The 15805-nt window shown below is 56.3% G+C and carries 15 protein-coding genes; 5 read left to right on the top strand and 10 right to left on the bottom strand.

Annotated features, from left to right (window positions below; all coding sequences use genetic code 11):
• Positions 1–14: 14 nt before the first annotated feature.
• From QQJ96_RS13865 to QQJ96_RS13825, 9 genes are all read right to left on the bottom strand, one after another.
• A complete protein-coding gene (locus tag QQJ96_RS13865; protein WP_284332604.1) occupies positions 15–842 on the bottom strand; it encodes an O-methyltransferase in 828 nt (275 codons plus the stop codon).
• Positions 835–1692 (bottom strand): hypothetical protein, encoded by an 858-nt coding sequence (locus QQJ96_RS13860; protein WP_284332603.1) that lies wholly within the window; start codon positions 1690–1692, stop codon positions 835–837. The genes QQJ96_RS13865 and QQJ96_RS13860 overlap by 8 nt, the downstream gene beginning before the upstream one ends.
• Positions 1689–2954: a hypothetical protein gene (locus QQJ96_RS13855; RefSeq protein ID WP_284332602.1), complete on the bottom strand. Its 1266-nt coding sequence runs from the start codon at positions 2952–2954 to the stop codon at positions 1689–1691. The genes QQJ96_RS13860 and QQJ96_RS13855 overlap by 4 nt, the downstream gene beginning before the upstream one ends.
• Positions 2955–3036: 82 nt before the next feature.
• Complete coding sequence (locus QQJ96_RS13850) at positions 3037–3345, bottom strand: hypothetical protein (protein WP_284332601.1); 309 nt, start codon at positions 3343–3345, stop codon at positions 3037–3039.
• A gap of 326 nt (positions 3346–3671) precedes the next feature.
• Positions 3672–4064 (bottom strand): LuxR C-terminal-related transcriptional regulator, encoded by a 393-nt coding sequence (locus QQJ96_RS13845; protein ID WP_284332600.1) that lies wholly within the window; start codon positions 4062–4064, stop codon positions 3672–3674.
• 190 nt (positions 4065–4254) lie between these two features.
• Positions 4255–4686: a hypothetical protein gene (locus QQJ96_RS13840; protein ID WP_284332599.1), complete on the bottom strand. Its 432-nt coding sequence runs from the start codon at positions 4684–4686 to the stop codon at positions 4255–4257.
• A 760-nt stretch (positions 4687–5446) separates the two neighbouring features.
• Positions 5447–6127: a response regulator transcription factor gene (locus QQJ96_RS13835; protein ID WP_284332598.1), complete on the bottom strand. Its 681-nt coding sequence runs from the start codon at positions 6125–6127 to the stop codon at positions 5447–5449.
• Between the two features lie 14 nt (positions 6128–6141).
• Positions 6142–6957 carry an Hpt domain-containing protein gene (locus QQJ96_RS13830; protein WP_284332597.1) on the bottom strand — a complete coding sequence of 272 codons (816 nt, stop codon included), beginning with the start codon at positions 6955–6957 and terminating at the stop codon, positions 6142–6144.
• Positions 6958–7007: 50 nt separating this feature from the next.
• On the bottom strand, positions 7008–7382 hold the full coding sequence (locus tag QQJ96_RS13825) for a hypothetical protein (RefSeq protein WP_284332596.1): 375 nt from the start codon (positions 7380–7382) through the stop codon (positions 7008–7010).
• A gap of 247 nt (positions 7383–7629) precedes the next feature.
• On the opposite strand from QQJ96_RS13825, the gene QQJ96_RS13820 reads away from it, so the two are divergent.
• From QQJ96_RS13820 to QQJ96_RS13805, 4 genes are all read left to right on the top strand, one after another.
• Positions 7630–7926 (top strand): helix-turn-helix domain-containing protein, encoded by a 297-nt coding sequence (locus QQJ96_RS13820; RefSeq protein WP_284332595.1) that lies wholly within the window; start codon positions 7630–7632, stop codon positions 7924–7926.
• A gap of 202 nt (positions 7927–8128) precedes the next feature.
• Positions 8129–9133 (top strand): DUF3800 domain-containing protein, encoded by a 1005-nt coding sequence (locus QQJ96_RS13815; RefSeq protein ID WP_284332594.1) that lies wholly within the window; start codon positions 8129–8131, stop codon positions 9131–9133.
• 206 nt (positions 9134–9339) lie between these two features.
• On the top strand, positions 9340–12996 hold the full coding sequence (locus QQJ96_RS13810) for an SIR2 family NAD-dependent protein deacylase (RefSeq protein WP_284332593.1): 3657 nt from the start codon (positions 9340–9342) through the stop codon (positions 12994–12996).
• Positions 12997–13431: 435 nt separating this feature from the next.
• Complete coding sequence (locus QQJ96_RS13805) at positions 13432–14022, top strand: hypothetical protein (RefSeq protein ID WP_284332592.1); 591 nt, start codon at positions 13432–13434, stop codon at positions 14020–14022.
• Positions 14023–14547: 525 nt separating this feature from the next.
• On the opposite strand, the gene QQJ96_RS13800 is transcribed toward QQJ96_RS13805, so the two are convergent.
• On the bottom strand, positions 14548–15177 hold the full coding sequence (locus tag QQJ96_RS13800; RefSeq protein ID WP_284332591.1) for a GntR family transcriptional regulator: 630 nt from the start codon (positions 15175–15177) through the stop codon (positions 14548–14550).
• 74 nt (positions 15178–15251) lie between these two features.
• On the opposite strand from QQJ96_RS13800, the gene QQJ96_RS13795 reads away from it, so the two are divergent.
• Positions 15252–15722 (top strand): OsmC family protein, encoded by a 471-nt coding sequence (locus tag QQJ96_RS13795; RefSeq protein WP_284332590.1) that lies wholly within the window; start codon positions 15252–15254, stop codon positions 15720–15722.
• Positions 15723–15805 lie beyond the last annotated feature (83 nt).

The following is a 15805-nucleotide window of genomic DNA, read 5'->3' as shown; positions in this document are numbered from 1 at the left end:
CTTCCTTAGTCGACTCACCCGTGCATGTTTGTCGCAAGCCCTGGGCCCATATCGAGGGGCTCGAACTGAATCCACGTAGTGCTGTTCTGCGGTCGATCGTGACGCTCAACCAGGTGCGTGAGCCCCAATCTACTCGAACGAAGCCGCCGGTCTAGGCTGTCTATTTCGGCATCGCTAAGAAAACAGGCAAGGCTGGCTGGGATTTTTCGGTGGTTCAATGCAGCAACCATCTGCTCAATGAGGAGATAGCTCATGCGGTGGGTGGAAGCGCTGTCGATAAAAATGGATCCCGCTGGGCTCAGCAGCGGAAGGAACCGGGCCAGCAATTCCGTGACCATCTCTGGACCATGGTCGAAGTCTGAAAAGAGCATATCGATGCCATCTGCGTAGGCTGGATGCGATGCAAGCTCGAATAGGTTGATGTTGCCACTATGAAAGGTCACGTATTCCTGTACGTCGGCACTGAGCAAAACCGCCTCCATGAATCTGCCAATATCCCGGTCTGCATCGGCAAAGCCCGCAAGCGGACCGAGCAGTCCTTCCTGCATGTCAAAAAGGGCCGACATCGCGGGACGAGAAAAATGGCTGCCGTTGTCGAACGTATGTAGATGACCAATAGAATTTTCTCGCATGGCAGCAGCCATCCATACTGTCGATACACCAAGTCCGGTGCCGAGTTCGACAACGAGCCTCGGCCGTTGCCGCTTGACCAGGCTGTAAAGAAGGATGCACAAATCCTCGCTTCCATACACCCACCCCATCTTCTCGCGCAGGGCGAGGAGGTAAGGCATATTGTCGGCGATCTTCCATCCTGTGTGCCCCATGACCGCAGTCTCATTCATATCGACTTTCGTCTCGAAAGACTTGGCGACGCGGCCCCTCCCACCTGTTGAGATATTCGGAAAACTCAGGACTCCTGATCGCACTCTGCAAGTAGGGAGAAAAGGCATGAAAGACGAGGCTGCCATCCGCATTGACATAGAGAAGCATCTCGCCGATGTCACTCAAGAACACGCGTTGCGCAGTGCGTGCGGAAATTGTCAGCGCCTCATCGTCGAATTCCGCTTCTTGCTTTGGAAAAAACCAGGCAGGCGCCTGTTCACCCGCAAAGAAGCACACGAGAGGGGTTCCGGTTGGGCGATCAACAAAAAAACGGTGACGACGCGCCTCAGTAGATGGGAGATGGCGTTCAGACTTCCAGTCAAACAAAGACCAGACGGATTTTTGCATGGGGTCATCAAGCTCCCCGTTGTCAGGCTCCTCGAAGCCTGTCGCGTAACTGAAGCGGGGGGTGGAAACCGCGCTTTGCCCCGTGCGCATGTGAAACCACTGGGCGTTCAGCGGTAGTAGGCTCCGAGACACTCCTCTCACTCCCGTGTCATGGCTGAGCACAGAGGCAGTAGCAAGCAATGTATCAAGGCGCGCATGAAGCCACCGCTCGTTAATCCGTGCCTCCGAAAGTCTGGCCATGCAAGTCGTGCCTTCGAACGAAAATAACCTATTGACCACGGACGCATCCACGATCTGTTCCTTCCAGGCGCTTGGCACCGTGAGGTCAAGAAGCACAGGCCATGGCTTAATACTTAAGCCATCGAGAAGTTCGTCAACATGCAGGAACAGCCACTTTTTTCCGCTCGCTTTTATTGCCGCGACAAGCGGGTCATTGCACTGACTGTAGAGGACGACGGTCATGCGACGGCCTCGTAGATATCGCGATTGTGGATCTGCTTCATTGATGTCTGCATCTGACGGAGAACAAATGACAGAGTCGGGTCTATTTCATGTTCCGTAAGGATAAGTTCTGGTAGATCCTGGCGAATCAGGAAACCCGACATGAAATTAGCCAGGCGTTCCTGCAGATGCTTTCTCGCGCGCTCTCCGTCATCTTCTAAGTTCTCCATGTACGCTCGCAATAGTCGGTGGCAGATGTAGTAAACGAAGATGGCATGAATGAACGAGGAGTTAGGAATTTGGTTTCCTGACCAGGGTGATGTGACCCTGTTGCGGGGGTCGTTGAGCACAAACATATCGTTTGAGAACTCCCATGCCGCGAGATAATTGTGAGTGCTCTCGTGCATGAGAGTCTCCATGCAGGATTCCACGCTCATTGACTCGAGGTGTGTGTTGAGCAATCGGATGGAACCAGGTTGCCTTGGAACATGCTCGGAACCGAAACGGCTGCGTTCAGCGCCGGATTCGCCTTCGGACACGTCGTAGGATTTGCGCACAATGATTCTGCGCACGAAATTACGTACTATGAGCCCATAAGTCGGCACGGTGGCATCAATGTTTTCAAGGGCGGATTGGAGCTTAGTAACAACCGCCGCTTTCTCGTCATCGCTCAACGGAAGGCAACGTTGGCTGAGTACGCCGCTCCTCGGCTCATGCGCCACGGCAAGGGGGCTGTCGAAATCGATGGAGACTATTCCGCCAATGCTTGGCATCTTTTGGACCGACCAGACACCCGTAGCGTTGGCTACGGCGCGTTTGTCGCCGAGGGGGCTGAAGAAAGTGCGGGTCTTGTGGGAGGATAGGAAGTAATTGTGGCGGCCGTTTTCGATATCGACGATGGCTTGCTCACGGCAAACTATATCGAGCAATTTCGCGTGGATGAGTGCGATGTCATTTTCCACTTCGTCCTTATTGATGGTGGTAAGCCGGTGTGCGTAGGAAGTGCTCAGGTATATGAGCGACTCACACAGCTCGGAACTGACGAGGATGCGGGCTTGATGCGTGGGCGACAGTGCGTTGTAGATACGATAAGTAGCGCCGAGAGCGGAATCAGTCTCGCGCATACTCAGCGCCTCGGAAAGGCGGCGGCGCATACTAAGTAGGCGGAACCAGAGCAGTTTGTCGATGATATCAACAGATCTCGGACTGGCATCGGCAAGTTCGAGTAAGTGCATGACGTCAGTCGGGTCGATGGCATTGACGTCTTCGACCAATGAATTCATGGAATGCTCCCCAGCCATTGGTAATTCATTTGGTAGGTTCCGCAGGGCAGCCGTCACCCTGCGGAAGGCGAAACGAGCGTCTTTAGACGTTGAACTCACCCATCTGTGCTACCGGTGGCGTCTGCCCCATGTCGTGATGATGGTGCTGGCCGAATGAGTCGTCATCATGGTGGGGCGTGCTTGCTGCTGAAGCCTTCAGCTTGTCCTGCGGAGCACCGAATTCCTCAAGGTCGAGGCCAGCCAATGCGTGGATGGCCGTCGCCTCGCTGAGCATCGCGGTCGCTTGGTTCCCATTGGTCGACGCTTCACCGGCGACGGCGGTGCCAGTAGTGCCGGTGATGATGAGGGTGAGCGCTGAAAGGGCTTGAGTGACAGTTCTTTTACGAATCATGTTTCGAACTCCCTATTGAAGACCAAAACGCTGTCGATGGTTGGTGCAAAAAAGCACTCCTTAATTTGGACGGAGTGCCTCTCCAATTTAAAAAGGTAGATTTGTGCCGCAAGTGGAAAAGTCTCACATTGCAGTTTTCGTGTGCTCCATTTCTATCTCCCCTACTTTTTAATAGGAAAAGTCCTACGATCGGGACCACTGCATGTGTCCTAAACCTTTGACTGAGACGGGTCGTTGCGGAAGATCGACAAATCTATGCTAAACAAGCGGCTTGGCGATGGTATTGCGCCGCGCAATAGTCGTGAATGGATTGCTTGATGTGAGCCCTATTGGTGTGGGCACTTCGCTTGAATCAAGGCCAATGATGAGGCGAAGGGCGCTGAGCCCGCGCACCCCCGCTGATACCGCACCTTGAACAACTCATAGTCGTTACATAGCCCCGGCTTGCGGAAAGCCGAATGCGTCTGCGTACTGATCGCGGTGATCGAGCGGGAGAATTTTTGGGCGATGGCCTTGATGGACATGCCATCGAGGATGCAGCGCAGCACCTCATGCTCCCGTGCGGATAGCTTGACGGTGTCCAGCAAGTCATTGCCGAGATCCTTGCCGGATTCGTCACTCTGATGGACGGAGTTGATAGGGGCGGCAAGGTCGGTCAGCTGCCGGCTGAAATAGGTCCGGCCCGTGGGATGACACCACCAAGACCGGTACACGCGCATGACGCAGACGTAAGGAGCGCAGCAACTTGGCGCCATCGGTATCCGTCGCACCCAGGGCGTAGTTCGTAACGATCACGTCGGGTCGGTCATGCTTTAACGCCCCGAAGAGTTTCCGAGGATTTCAGCATGGCGGGTTCGAGTCCGAACTGGCTGATGGCCAGCCAGTTCGGTGGATTTCACCTATTTACGCTCATACTTGAATGGCAGTCGTGGTCCAGACCTCATTCGGTTGACCGTGATCCCACGACCAGAGCCCAACCTTCGTGCCGGGACCCCAGTCGTCGCCTAGTGCGTTCATATTGAGGTCCGTATTGGCCGGCGGCCGAACCGCAGCCGAGGTTGCTCCGAGAACCTGAAAAGTGTTGCTCGCAGTGAAAGATTGCGTCGCCGGGGCCAGCACGATCGGGGCGTTTTTCTGGATACTCTGCGGTATCGCGTAGAAGTTCGCATTGGGGTTGTAAAGAACGGACGCCTGCACGCCCGGTGCATAAACCCAGCACCATTGTTGTTTGGGATCTGACTTGTTGGGGGCGGCGAGTATAAGTTGCGACCCGGCCCCGGTGTTGTTTCCGTCGATTGCCAAGGCATTACCGTTGCCCATCGTGATGTGATAAAGAATCATTGCAGCTCTCCTTCTAAAAGGTTGGCGTCACGTTGAATGCTCTGACTGTCGGCCATGGATACGGTCCGATAGCCAGTTCCACGCGACCTGTGGACGGTATGAATCAATGAAGGAACAAGTGAGAACATCCATGAACAACTGGAGACATCCCTAATTCGCATCCCGGCGATGGCCCTGCCTCAGGGGTCAAACTGCGTCCTGACGTACTCCGATACTCCAATCGGGCATTCACTGACTTCGCGGATGCGCTGTGGGGTCTGTCATCGGCTTGCACCTCGCCTTGCGGCGCTTCCAGATGCGAGCTGTCGAAGGAGATTTATGCACAGGTCCGGGCAGAGAGTTCTTCTGAAAAGCTTCCGGTGGCCAAGCCATTGATATGGCTTGGCAAAGTGATGCGCTGGATTGACTTCGAGCTTGGCCCAACTCAAAGTGCCCGCCGGAGCGTCAGCGGGCTGTCCAGCCAACGACTCAATCATGGGTAGCCTCGACGGGCGGCTTTAATCGGCACCCGACCCGGCAACAATCAATGAGTTCGGCGGATAGGCCCCAAGTACTTGGCAACAGCTCCCTTCAAGGCCTGAAGAGTGGCCTGCACCTGCATCGGTTCCAACCGTATGTCGCCTCTAGCGGCCTGTTCCAGCCGATCGACCCGGTCGGCCGACTTCTGCGCGTCCAGTGCGTAGGCTGGAATGGCAATCCCAGCACCAGGATCTCGCGTGGAAAGCTGGGATTATCATCCCAGCCTACGCGTTGAGCCTGCTCACCCGCGCTGATACCGCACCTTGAACAACTCGTGGTCATTACATAGCCCCAGCTTGCGGAAGGCCGAATGCTTCTGCGCACTGATCGTGGTGATCGAGCGGGAGAACTTTTGGGCGATGGCCTTGATGGACATGCCATCGAGTATGCAGCGCAGCACCTCATGCTCCCGTGCGGATAGCTTGGCGGTGTCCAGCAATTCGTCGCCGAGATCCTTGCCGGGCTCGTCACTCCGATCGATGGGGTTGATAGACCCGGCAAGGTCGGTCAGGTGCCGGCTGAAATAGGTCCGGCCCGCGGCCACTGCTCGGATGGCCAGGATTAGTTCGGACTCGTGCTCCGTCTTGCCAATGAAACCGTGGGCGCCGGCCCTCCGTGCCACAGCCATCGTCGCGGCGTTGCAGTGGGACGACACCACCAAGACCGGAACACGCGGATGATGCAGATGCAAGGAGCGTAGCAACTTGGCGCCATCGGTCTCCGTTGCACCTAGGGCGTAGTCCGTCACGATCACGTCGGGTTGGTCTTGCTTCAACGCTTCGAAGAGCTGCCGAGGCGTGCAAAAGCTGCCTGCCACGTCCAGGCCGTAGTCATGCTTGAGCACCAGCTCCATGCCACGGCGTACCAGGATGTGGTCTTCGAGCAACATCACGCGCAAGCGCGGCGACAGGGTGTCGGACATGGCCTACTTCCTTTTCAGATGAGTCTGGCGTTTCCTTTTCCTTTCTCGCCGCCCGCATCGCCTGCTTGGTCAAAGTGGCGGGCGATAGCGACTTTCAACGCGGCGAGCGTGCGCTGTATGTCATCCGGCGGAAGCGGTACATCGCCTCTTGCCGCAAGCTCCAGCCGATCTGCCAACGCGGCCGCCCGATTCGCATGCAGCACAAGCGCCGCGCCCTTCGCGCGATGCGCAAAGTGCACCATCTTGGAGATGTCCTGCCTTGCTAGGGCTCGCTCATACTCCTGGACGTCCACGTCGATGCAAGCTCGGTGCCACGGGGGTGGAAGGGGTTCATCCGGCGCTTGACCGGCGGGAGGCGGCAGGTCGAGCCATCGAGAAAGCGTGGCATATAGCGCCTCGGGGCGCAGGGGCTGGTGCAAGACACCATCCAGCCGGCTATCCAAGGCGCGACGCCCGTTCTCGCTGCCTTGCTCCACGATGGCGACGAGGGGAATGCGAGTGCGCTTTGCAAGCTTGGCCACCGCCAAACGCAGCAGGGCTTGGTAGACGGTTGCGTCCGGACCTTCCAAGGCCATGAGGATCACGTCAGGCGCCTCACGATCAATGGCATTCAAGGCCGCCTGGCTGTCAGGCACGGGGACCGGGTTCAAGCCAAGCGCCCTGAGTTCGCTGATCAAAACGCGACGCGTTTCAGGATCATTTGCCACCACCAGGATGCGCGCCGCGTGGGGCCGCGCGTTGTACACCGCAGTGGGCTCTCTCACTGCAAAAGGCTTGAACCGCTCCGCTGTGCGGGAGGCGTAAGCGACGAGGTTGGGCGATGCGTTCATCACGAGTGCTCCAAGGTGGACGCGCCGTACGCAGTGCGCGGCGTGTCCAGCTAGTGGGTGGATTGAACGTTGGGTGCAGCGGGGCGACGGGACCGGTGCTGTTGCTGGGGGCGTGGAACCCACTGACGAATTTCAGCGTGGCGGCCGCTATGCAGACTGCAAAGGCATAGCCAGGCCGTGGCGGCCGCCATGGAGGTCGTGACTATGGCTGCCAAGTAGTCGCCAATGTTGATGAGGAAGTAATCCAGCGTGAGGATCGGCGCAGTGAGGCCAATGAGGATCGCGGCCGACGCGAGCAAAGTGAGTTTGGACGTGAGTGCTGCGCGGCTTAGAAAACGAAATGAGCCGTCGTGTTGGCCCTCCCACTCGTCCACGGCTTTGGTTACCCTGGCCGAGGGAGAATCTATATGCGTGATTTGTGTCATGGCAGCCCGGATCCTTTGGGATGTGTTCTGTCATCTTTCTCGTGTCAGATGACTCGTGGCAGCGCCTCTGGCTCAGCACGGGTTGCTGGATGGTCTGATCAGGGGGCAACTTGTATGGTTGTCTGGCTCATTAAAAACGCTGTCCACCTCGACGTTTTGCATTCAAGCATATTCGAAGAACACATATATGAAGCTCGCATAAACAGGCATCACATATAGCTTTTCATGCCACTCGGAGGATTGCGCGGTGGCACGGAAAAGCATCTACAGGCCAGAGCATCGAATCTTCGCGGAGCTACTCCGCGACGTGCGAATGCAAGCGGAACTCACGCAGGAGCAACTGGCGACGACGTTGGATGCCGATCAGGCATTTGTTAGTGAGGCGGAGCGGGGCAGGCGGAGGCTGGATACCGTCCAGGTACGCGACTGGTGCCTGGCATGCGGAACCGACCTCGTTCAGATCAGCAAAGAATTCCAGAAGCGTCTGGCTGATCCTCGGTACCAAAAGCCGAGAGAGCCTGATGGTCGGCGTAGGCCACGGTAAGCACTACGCCTGAGGGAAGGGGGCGCAATTAGGGGCATTCAAGAATTGGTCCCTGGCTAACTAGACGCCAAAGTCAGATCACGATCCAAAGCTCGCAAGTAAGCACTTGCTTCACGGCCTTTCGGTGAATGGCCCAAATTGCCACACGCCGGCCGTCGCTCAGGATATAAGCGTCTAAAGTAGCGCCATGAGGGAATCGCGGATGCATATTTTTGTCGATGAATCGGGGACTTTTGCCAAGTCAAAGAGCCGAGGCTCTTGGTGCGTGGTCGCGGCGTACGCCATTCCAGAAGCGCCCTATGCCAAAGCAAAGGAGGTCCTTCGAGGCCTCAAGATGAAATGTGGCGTCAAGTATGACGTCGAAATCAAGCGAAAAGACATCGATGAATTGCGCTACTTCGAGCTGCTAAGCGACCTGTCGAAGATAGATGGGATCGGAGTGGCTGTTGCCACGGACGCCAGCCTGAACGGCGGCGCAGAGGAGCACCAAGAGCAGCAAGCACTCAAAATCGAAAAGTACGCCCCCAACATGGTCTATCCGGAAGGTCGGCAGATGTTGTTAGACCTTGCGAAGGACCTGAGGGGGTTGTCCGAGCAGAACTACGTCGAGTTGGTCTGCCGCGTTCAATTGGTCTACGATGTTCTGCAGCTTGCAATTAACTACTACGCGCAACGACTTCCCGGGACTCTGTCCAACTTTCGCTGGTCTTTTGACGGGAAGGATACAAGTCAAAACCCCTTCGAAACGATGCTGCAACTGATGGTCGGTCCGCTCCTGCAATCCAAAACCTTGCATGAGCCGTTCGGGATGATGGACTGGGCAGACTATTCAAAAATGGCTCGCTTTGAGTTCAAGGGTGAGGCGCCTTGGCTTCCGAAAAGAGAGTCAAATGGAAGGAAAGCGCCGGCCTGGAATGTTGGTCTCATCTGGAGGGAGCACCTCGAGTTTGCAGATTCGAAAGGCAGTCCGGGTGTCCAGCTAGCCGATTTCCTGGCTTCGGGTTTAAGAGCGCTCCTCCGTGGGAGTTTCCACGACAATGACCAGGCCGCATTGCGGTTAGGTGCCTGCATGGTTCAGCGGCAAAAGTCGAAGCCAGGCATACATCTCATCGGGCTTACGCCGGGCGAGGATATTGATGTTGGCCCCGATGTGTCCAGGCGTGTGAAAGTGCTGGCGCGTACTGCTAGACCCATGCTTGCTTCATAGCGCCGCTCTTACCCACGAGCAATAGGGGACGGAGGTGGTTGAATTGGGGGGCGCAATCGGGACATCCGAGAAAAGGTCCCTGGGTAACTAGACGCCAGTGCCAGATCTCAGTTCGGAGTTCGTACGCAAGCCCTTAATTCGTGAGCTTTTTGGTGGATGTCCTCGATTGTGTTGCTGGAAATTGCATCCGACTCTTGATGGTCGCCATGGATAACGCTGTTATAGCAAGACGATTGGTTGACCCTCACGCCGCAAGCCGAAAAACTCGATATCAACGACAACGGGTGGCCGCAAACTTGTCAAATTCTCTAAAACGCATACTGGCACAAGATGACACGATTATCTTTGTAGGCTCGGGTATTTCACGTTGGAGCGGCCTTCCGAGCTGGGAGGGGCTGGTAGGCGAACTCGCTGATTATCTGGATGACAATTCCATCGATTCTGCCTTGGTCCGCCAGGAAGCCGAGGTTGGTGACCTGTTGCAGGCAGCCAGCTACGGCTTTTTAAAGCTGACGCCGCCGCAAGTCGCGGCGTTCATGCGCAGCGCTTGCCGGAGCGGCAGCGCGGCCCCCGGCGAAATCCATCAAGCAATCATGATGCTTGGGCCAAGCTGCTTTATCACGACCAATTATGACGACCTGCTCGAGCAAGCTTATCGCCAGCATCGTCCGGCACCATCTGAGCTGCGTATTGTGCTCAACACGCAGCTCTTTGAGCAGGCTGAGATCATCCACGCGCAAGCGCGCCAATTTATCTTCAAGCCTCATGGCGATGCGCGAAACGCTGATTCAATCATATTGACACGCGAACAATATCGCATGCTGCTGCCTGAAGGGTCGCTCAGTGCAACGCTCAATACTTTTAAAACGCTGCTCCAGTCGCGCCCTGTGCTGTTTGTTGGCTTCGGTTTGCGTGATCCTGACTTTCTACATCTACGCGATTTGCTCGCCAATATTTATCGTGGCGGAATGCGTGATCACTACGCAATCGTTTCCGACCCCGTGCGCGATCAACAAGATTATTGGCGGGCGCATTACGGCATTCATCTCATCGGCTATGCCACCGCCGATCATGGTCGCGATCATAGCGGTCTGCTTGCTTTGCTCGAGCAACTCCGTACCATGCCGGCGCCTCACGCCCTCCGCCCCACCTTTGATATCGAAGACCCGGCGGGGATTCTGTCCCTCGCACGCTACGCGGCTAGCAGCCTGTTGCCAAGCGATTCTGAGCCCTTCGTCATTCGGGTGAGCAGAGTCGACACCACTCATAGCGCTGGCAAGTGGCCGAATGCTTATGACCATTGGCCAGTCCAGCGGCTCCTTCGTGAAGGCCCCAAACAGTTCATCCTATTAGGCGAACCTGGCTCCGGGAAAAGCTTTGCGATGCGCGAGGCGGTAAATACGCTCGCGACAGATCTTCAGGATGCGTGTCTGTGTGGAAAAGTCCACGTTGCAATGCGGATTCCCATCGCCATCGATCTCAAACTCTACAACGGCGATTTGGAAGGCCTGATTAGCGGCAAATTTCCTCTGGGGCTTTCGCTCGACCTACTGCATGTCTCATTCCCGATCATACTTTACCTAGACGGCTATAACGAAGTGCCACGTTCGTTCCGGGAAGATGGCAGCTTCGACCGTCAGCTCGATGCACTTCTTGAAGCCAGGTCGGGACTTGGGCTTGTAATCGGTTCGCGCACAGGCGATGGTCTCGAGCGACTTGGTCTTCCAGTTTACCGGTTGTCAGAGATATCTCTGGAAGAGGTCGAGCACAGACTGTCAGCGAGTCAGTCAATGCTCCGGACAACTTATCGGGAAGACATCATTCGCATCCTACAACGGCCATTTTACTTCCGCCTGCTCAATCGCGCAGTAATGTCGCTCGAAAAGGTTCATACGCCTAATGATCTGTATGCGCAGTTCAGTAGCAGCGTTGCAAAGAGATTTGCCGAAGCGTTCGGCAACAGAATCAATATAATAGCGGCAATGCAGCGGCACGCTTATGCAACACTTGAGCGTGGCAGCGAGGCGTTCGACGTCAGCGACCTGGAAGCGGCAATTGCAACTGTCGCACCACGGCATACTGGGGCGCAGATTGAGCAGATTGCCAATTGGCTTGCATCGGAGGAAGTCATCATTCCTATGCAAGGGAAGCGAGCAGCCTTCGTCCATCAGTCGATAACCGAATTTCTTGCTGCGTGCGAACTTAAGATCAAGCTTGAGAAGCAGTCGGGTAATGTTGGCGAACTGATCAATTTGCGGAGATGGGACAACGCGATATTCCTAACGCTCGGTATGCTAGATGAGGCGCTAGCGGTCACCCTCCTTAACGAAATTGTCGCACGCGACGCCGGCTTCGCGCTGAATGCCGTGCGTTATGTACAGCACGGCGGCGAAGCGCTAGTTGGCCAGATTCTGGAGATAGTCGCCAAACTTCCCCACTATGCACTCGATCATCATACGAAGTTTGCGTTCGATCGACTTCCGTTTGCGCCGTCGCATGAACAGGCATTGCGGAGAATCTTGCTGCTGCCGGCGCTACGTGGAGAGGCTTTCGGAGGTCTCGCAAAAGCACTTGGGCGCTCAGTGAAGCAGGAGATCATCGATTGTCTATTTAAAGAAGGCGGGTTCTGGATCACTCGGGGAATAGGTAGGGCGCTCGCGCATCTCGTCGAGGTCGGAGACTTATCGATGCTCGTCGAACGCCTGGCATGCGCAGATCCTGCATCACTCGATGATGATCAAGGGATCACGCATTACCAAGTAGCCGCGGTAGCGACAGCGGTAAGAAATTTTACCACGGAAGAGATAAGGCGAGAGACGCTTGCGCGATTAAATATGTTCGATGCCGGCGGAAAGCGTATTGTCGCCGCTCTGATCTGCGAGATTTTTGAAGGAAATAAGTCAGCTGAAGGATTGGCGATGGTGATCGAGGTCGCTCGATTGCGGCTTCCGAAGAATCTATTTGCCGTTTATCTAATTGTTCGTTTCGAATCAGACCTGCGCCATATGTTCTCCAATGCGCTCGACGATTCGCTGTTCGACACGATTCTTAACTATATTGATCATGGCGACCGCTGGTCGGTCGATCTCCTTGACGCTTGCGCAGAGGAAGACGTCGTCCGCGGCCGTGTGCTCGCTGAAGCAGAGAAGAGTTCGGGTGCTCGAAGATCCATATTTGAGTATTGCGCGACTCGGGGTACGATCTCGCTCTTCGCAGGGCTTGAGTCATTGTTGCAAGGGGGCGCCGAGGAGGAACTGAGGTTTCTGCGGCTGATTGACTTTCCAGATCTCGATTGGAGCGGACGCCACGATCTGCTGATCGCTGCACTCGCGCTCCATAATCTTGAAGTCGCGCGACTGGTACTCGGCGGGTCGAGCCCGCCATCCTTCGCTGGCTTGGAAAGTATTGATCTTGGAGAGGTCGGCCCCTGGTTAAACTGGCTGATTCAGCTGACTGAAGATCAGTCAGCCGCCGACGGGGCCGGGTGGGTTGCCATGCAGCTCGCAGTTTTGATCGCTCGATCAAGCGCCCAAGACAACAAAGCGCAGTTGCTCAGGCTGCTTGATCAAGGCGCCCCAGCGCAACAACGGGTTATCGCCACGATGGTCCTGCACCATATGGAAGGACTCTTGATCTCTGACTTCTCGCCTCAAGCGCTCGACGTACTCAAGTCGCTGGTATTACGAGGCCAGGGCGGAAACGAGGTGTTCCCGCATGTGTTTGGACTGGTTGCCGATGAAGCCTTCATTCGTGACGAACTCTTCCCGTTAGCAGTGCAAAGTAAGAAGGGCTATAACGCGGTTGCAAGTATCGCCCAGCAAGCAGGAAGGCGGCTTGGTATCCGCATAGCTATGCCTTCCTGAAGTCGAGAGGGCGAGCTTTCCACGAAAGCTTTCTCTGTCCGGTGCTCCATCGAGTCCCAATAAGCCGAGTGAAAGGGAGTAGTTTTCGGGGCATGGTCGGTGCTTCACTGGCCTATTTGGATCAGTGTTGCGTGTATCTTGTCCTGCTGCTCGGCGATGGTGGCCTCCATGACATAGGCGCTGCCATAGACAACAGGGTAATGACTATTCCCACGCCAAGAAGGCTTCCAAGCGCGTAGTTCTTACGTTTAGCTAGGCAATATGGATAGGTCAATGTCCACAGCAGCACGAACCAGCAATAAGGGACGGAAGTGGTTAAATGGCGCCACTTAACTACCTCCGTCACCTATTTGTACTACGCGCCGCGTCTGCGTCTTGCTACTGCCCAGGATCGCCCTCACCATGGGGGCAGAGAACAGGATGGGGAGTTCACGCATGATCGTTAGCCCGGATCTTGGATTGGTGGCCGCTCAAACGCAGGCGAAGGCGGCATGGTGGCAAGTGGCCGCGGCGTGCGCGCAGGCTGTGATTAGCGGCGCGGCGATCTGGGCAGCGGTGATCATTGCGAATAGACAAACTCGTACAGACGCCGCGCGACGTGAACGCGAGCGTGCGGAGATAGCACGAGATGTGGCTATGGTCCATGTTCGCGCCTTCCGAGCTTGGGACGAAAAAACGCGGCACTTGAAAAAGATCGCGGAGCAAGGTCAAGCTGGTGCACTCAACATGCTCCAACTTGTCCAGGGCGATGAGTACCTTTTCCAGCCGCCGGAGTCGCTCCGCGTTCTCGCGGGAAATTTGAGGGAATTTGATAACGCTGCGAAAGCAGTGCAAAGGTCCTTTATTGCCGCGCAAGAATTCAAAGAAATGCGAACTGTGATGACCGGCTGGGCACTGGCAATTGCAGCGGAACGATCTGATGGTGTTGATTTTGACAAGGTGCTCCGCTTGACCACCGAATGCCTGACAGCCATTCCTGCTGCCCGTAATGCGGTCGACGCGCTGCTTGTTCTCAAGCAGTCATAGGGTTGGGCAATTTGTTTCGCTTATGCTGCCTGCGGAGTGTAGGGAAACTTCAGTAGACGCCTGCTGATCTCCCGAGTAGTGTTGGGCTCACGTTCTATGGAAACTGGAATCGGGCAATGAAGAGCCTTTTGCGGCAGGAGATGTTCGGTAAACACCAACTTTCCCTGATCGAAGTCACCCATCCGTCCATGCCGGGCAACCGCGGAATTGCGTATGAAGTCCGCACACGGACGCCTTCCGGCAAATTCACGCGGGCGATAGGTGATAGTTCGCAAGGCTATGCATCTGAGGATGAGGCGTGGCAGGCTGGGGTGGCGTTCGTAGGGCGCCTTGGGCAGTAGCCGAAGGCGACCAAACCGGTGCATCAGACTGCCTTTCGTGCGCAAGGGAGATCGAAAAGCGCACGCACTTGCCACGCAATCAAGGGCACGAAAACGGGACGGGGGTCGTTAAGTGAGATTAACCACCGCCTTCCCGTTTTCTAATTTTTGCGCAGGGAAGCCCTTGGTGCTTTGGGCCACAGGCTTAGCCCGGCAGCGCCATTATGTGTGCAATCAGGTGTGAGGCTGCACCTTCCAGGTGTTCTTTAAGCGCAAGGACGGCCTGCTCTGTTTCGCCTCGACGCAGATGCTTCACGATGGCGTCGTGTTCGCTCAACCAACGCGGCTTCTTTGTCGGCATGGTGGCGTAGGCGCTGACAAACAGTACGCACGTCCGGCGTAGAGCTTCGATCATGACAAGCTGCCGCTGTCGGCCTGCAAGCGCGTAAATCGTGCGGTGAAACGCCCAGTCGCCGTCTGCCCAATCGGGGCCGCCAGCGTCCAGGTTGGACTTGAGGCGCACGCGATCGATCTCTTTCAGGTCCGCCGGCGTCAGTACTGCTGCCGCTCGTTGAAGGCAGTCGCACTCCAACAGGATGCGCAGGTCGTATATCTCGCGAACCTCTTCGGGTGTCAGGCTGATGGTTTTGGCGCCACGATGGGCCTCGATCTCCACCAGCCCCTCGCCAGCCAGGATGCGCAAGGCATCCCGAATGGGAATTCGGCTGACACCGAAGCGCTGGGCTAGCTCGACCTGGGAAAGATCAGTGCCAGGTCGCAGTACGCCCGCCATCAGTTCGCTCCGCAATTGGCTGGCTATCGTTTCCGGCGTCATCGTGGCGCTCCTCACCCTTGTCTACGCTGAAGTCAAAGTGTATACATGTATACACTTTGCCTCAAGGACCACCGATGACCAAGCACCACGACTTCACGGCGGAGATCGTCTGGACGGGCAACCGCGGCGAGGGAACCAAGACCTATCGCGGCTACGACCGCACCTGGCGCATCACGACGCCCGGCAAGGCGCCGATCGAGTGCTCGAATGACCCGATGCTTGGCGGCGATCCCTCCAAACCCAATCCGGAGGATCTACTGCTGGCGAGCCTCTCCGCCTGTCACATGCTCTGGTATCTGCACCTGGCGAGCAGCGCGGGGATCGTCGTGAAGCACTATGAAGACGCCCCTTTTGGCGTGGGTGAAACCGGCGCGCGGGGCGAGGGACGTTTTATCCGGGCCGTGCTTCGACCCAAGATCACCGTGGAACGAGGCGCGGACCTCGCAAAGGCCGATTCGCTGCATCACGACGTCCATCACTTCTGCTTTATTGCAAGGTCGGTGAACTTTCCAGTCAGCTATGAGGCGACGTATATCGAAGATTGATAAGTAGAAGGACCTGGATCAGGACGACCGCAAACACTTCCCAGTAGCGCCGACTAAACCGGCGATTGTTCATCGGCAACGTC

The sequence above is a fragment of the Dyella flagellata genome, from assembly GCF_030160275.1.
Taxonomy (GTDB): domain Bacteria; phylum Pseudomonadota; class Gammaproteobacteria; order Xanthomonadales; family Rhodanobacteraceae; genus Dyella_B; species Dyella_B flagellata.
Note: the sequence above shows the minus strand (reverse complement) of the source record. Positions and strands in the feature narration are given on the sequence as shown.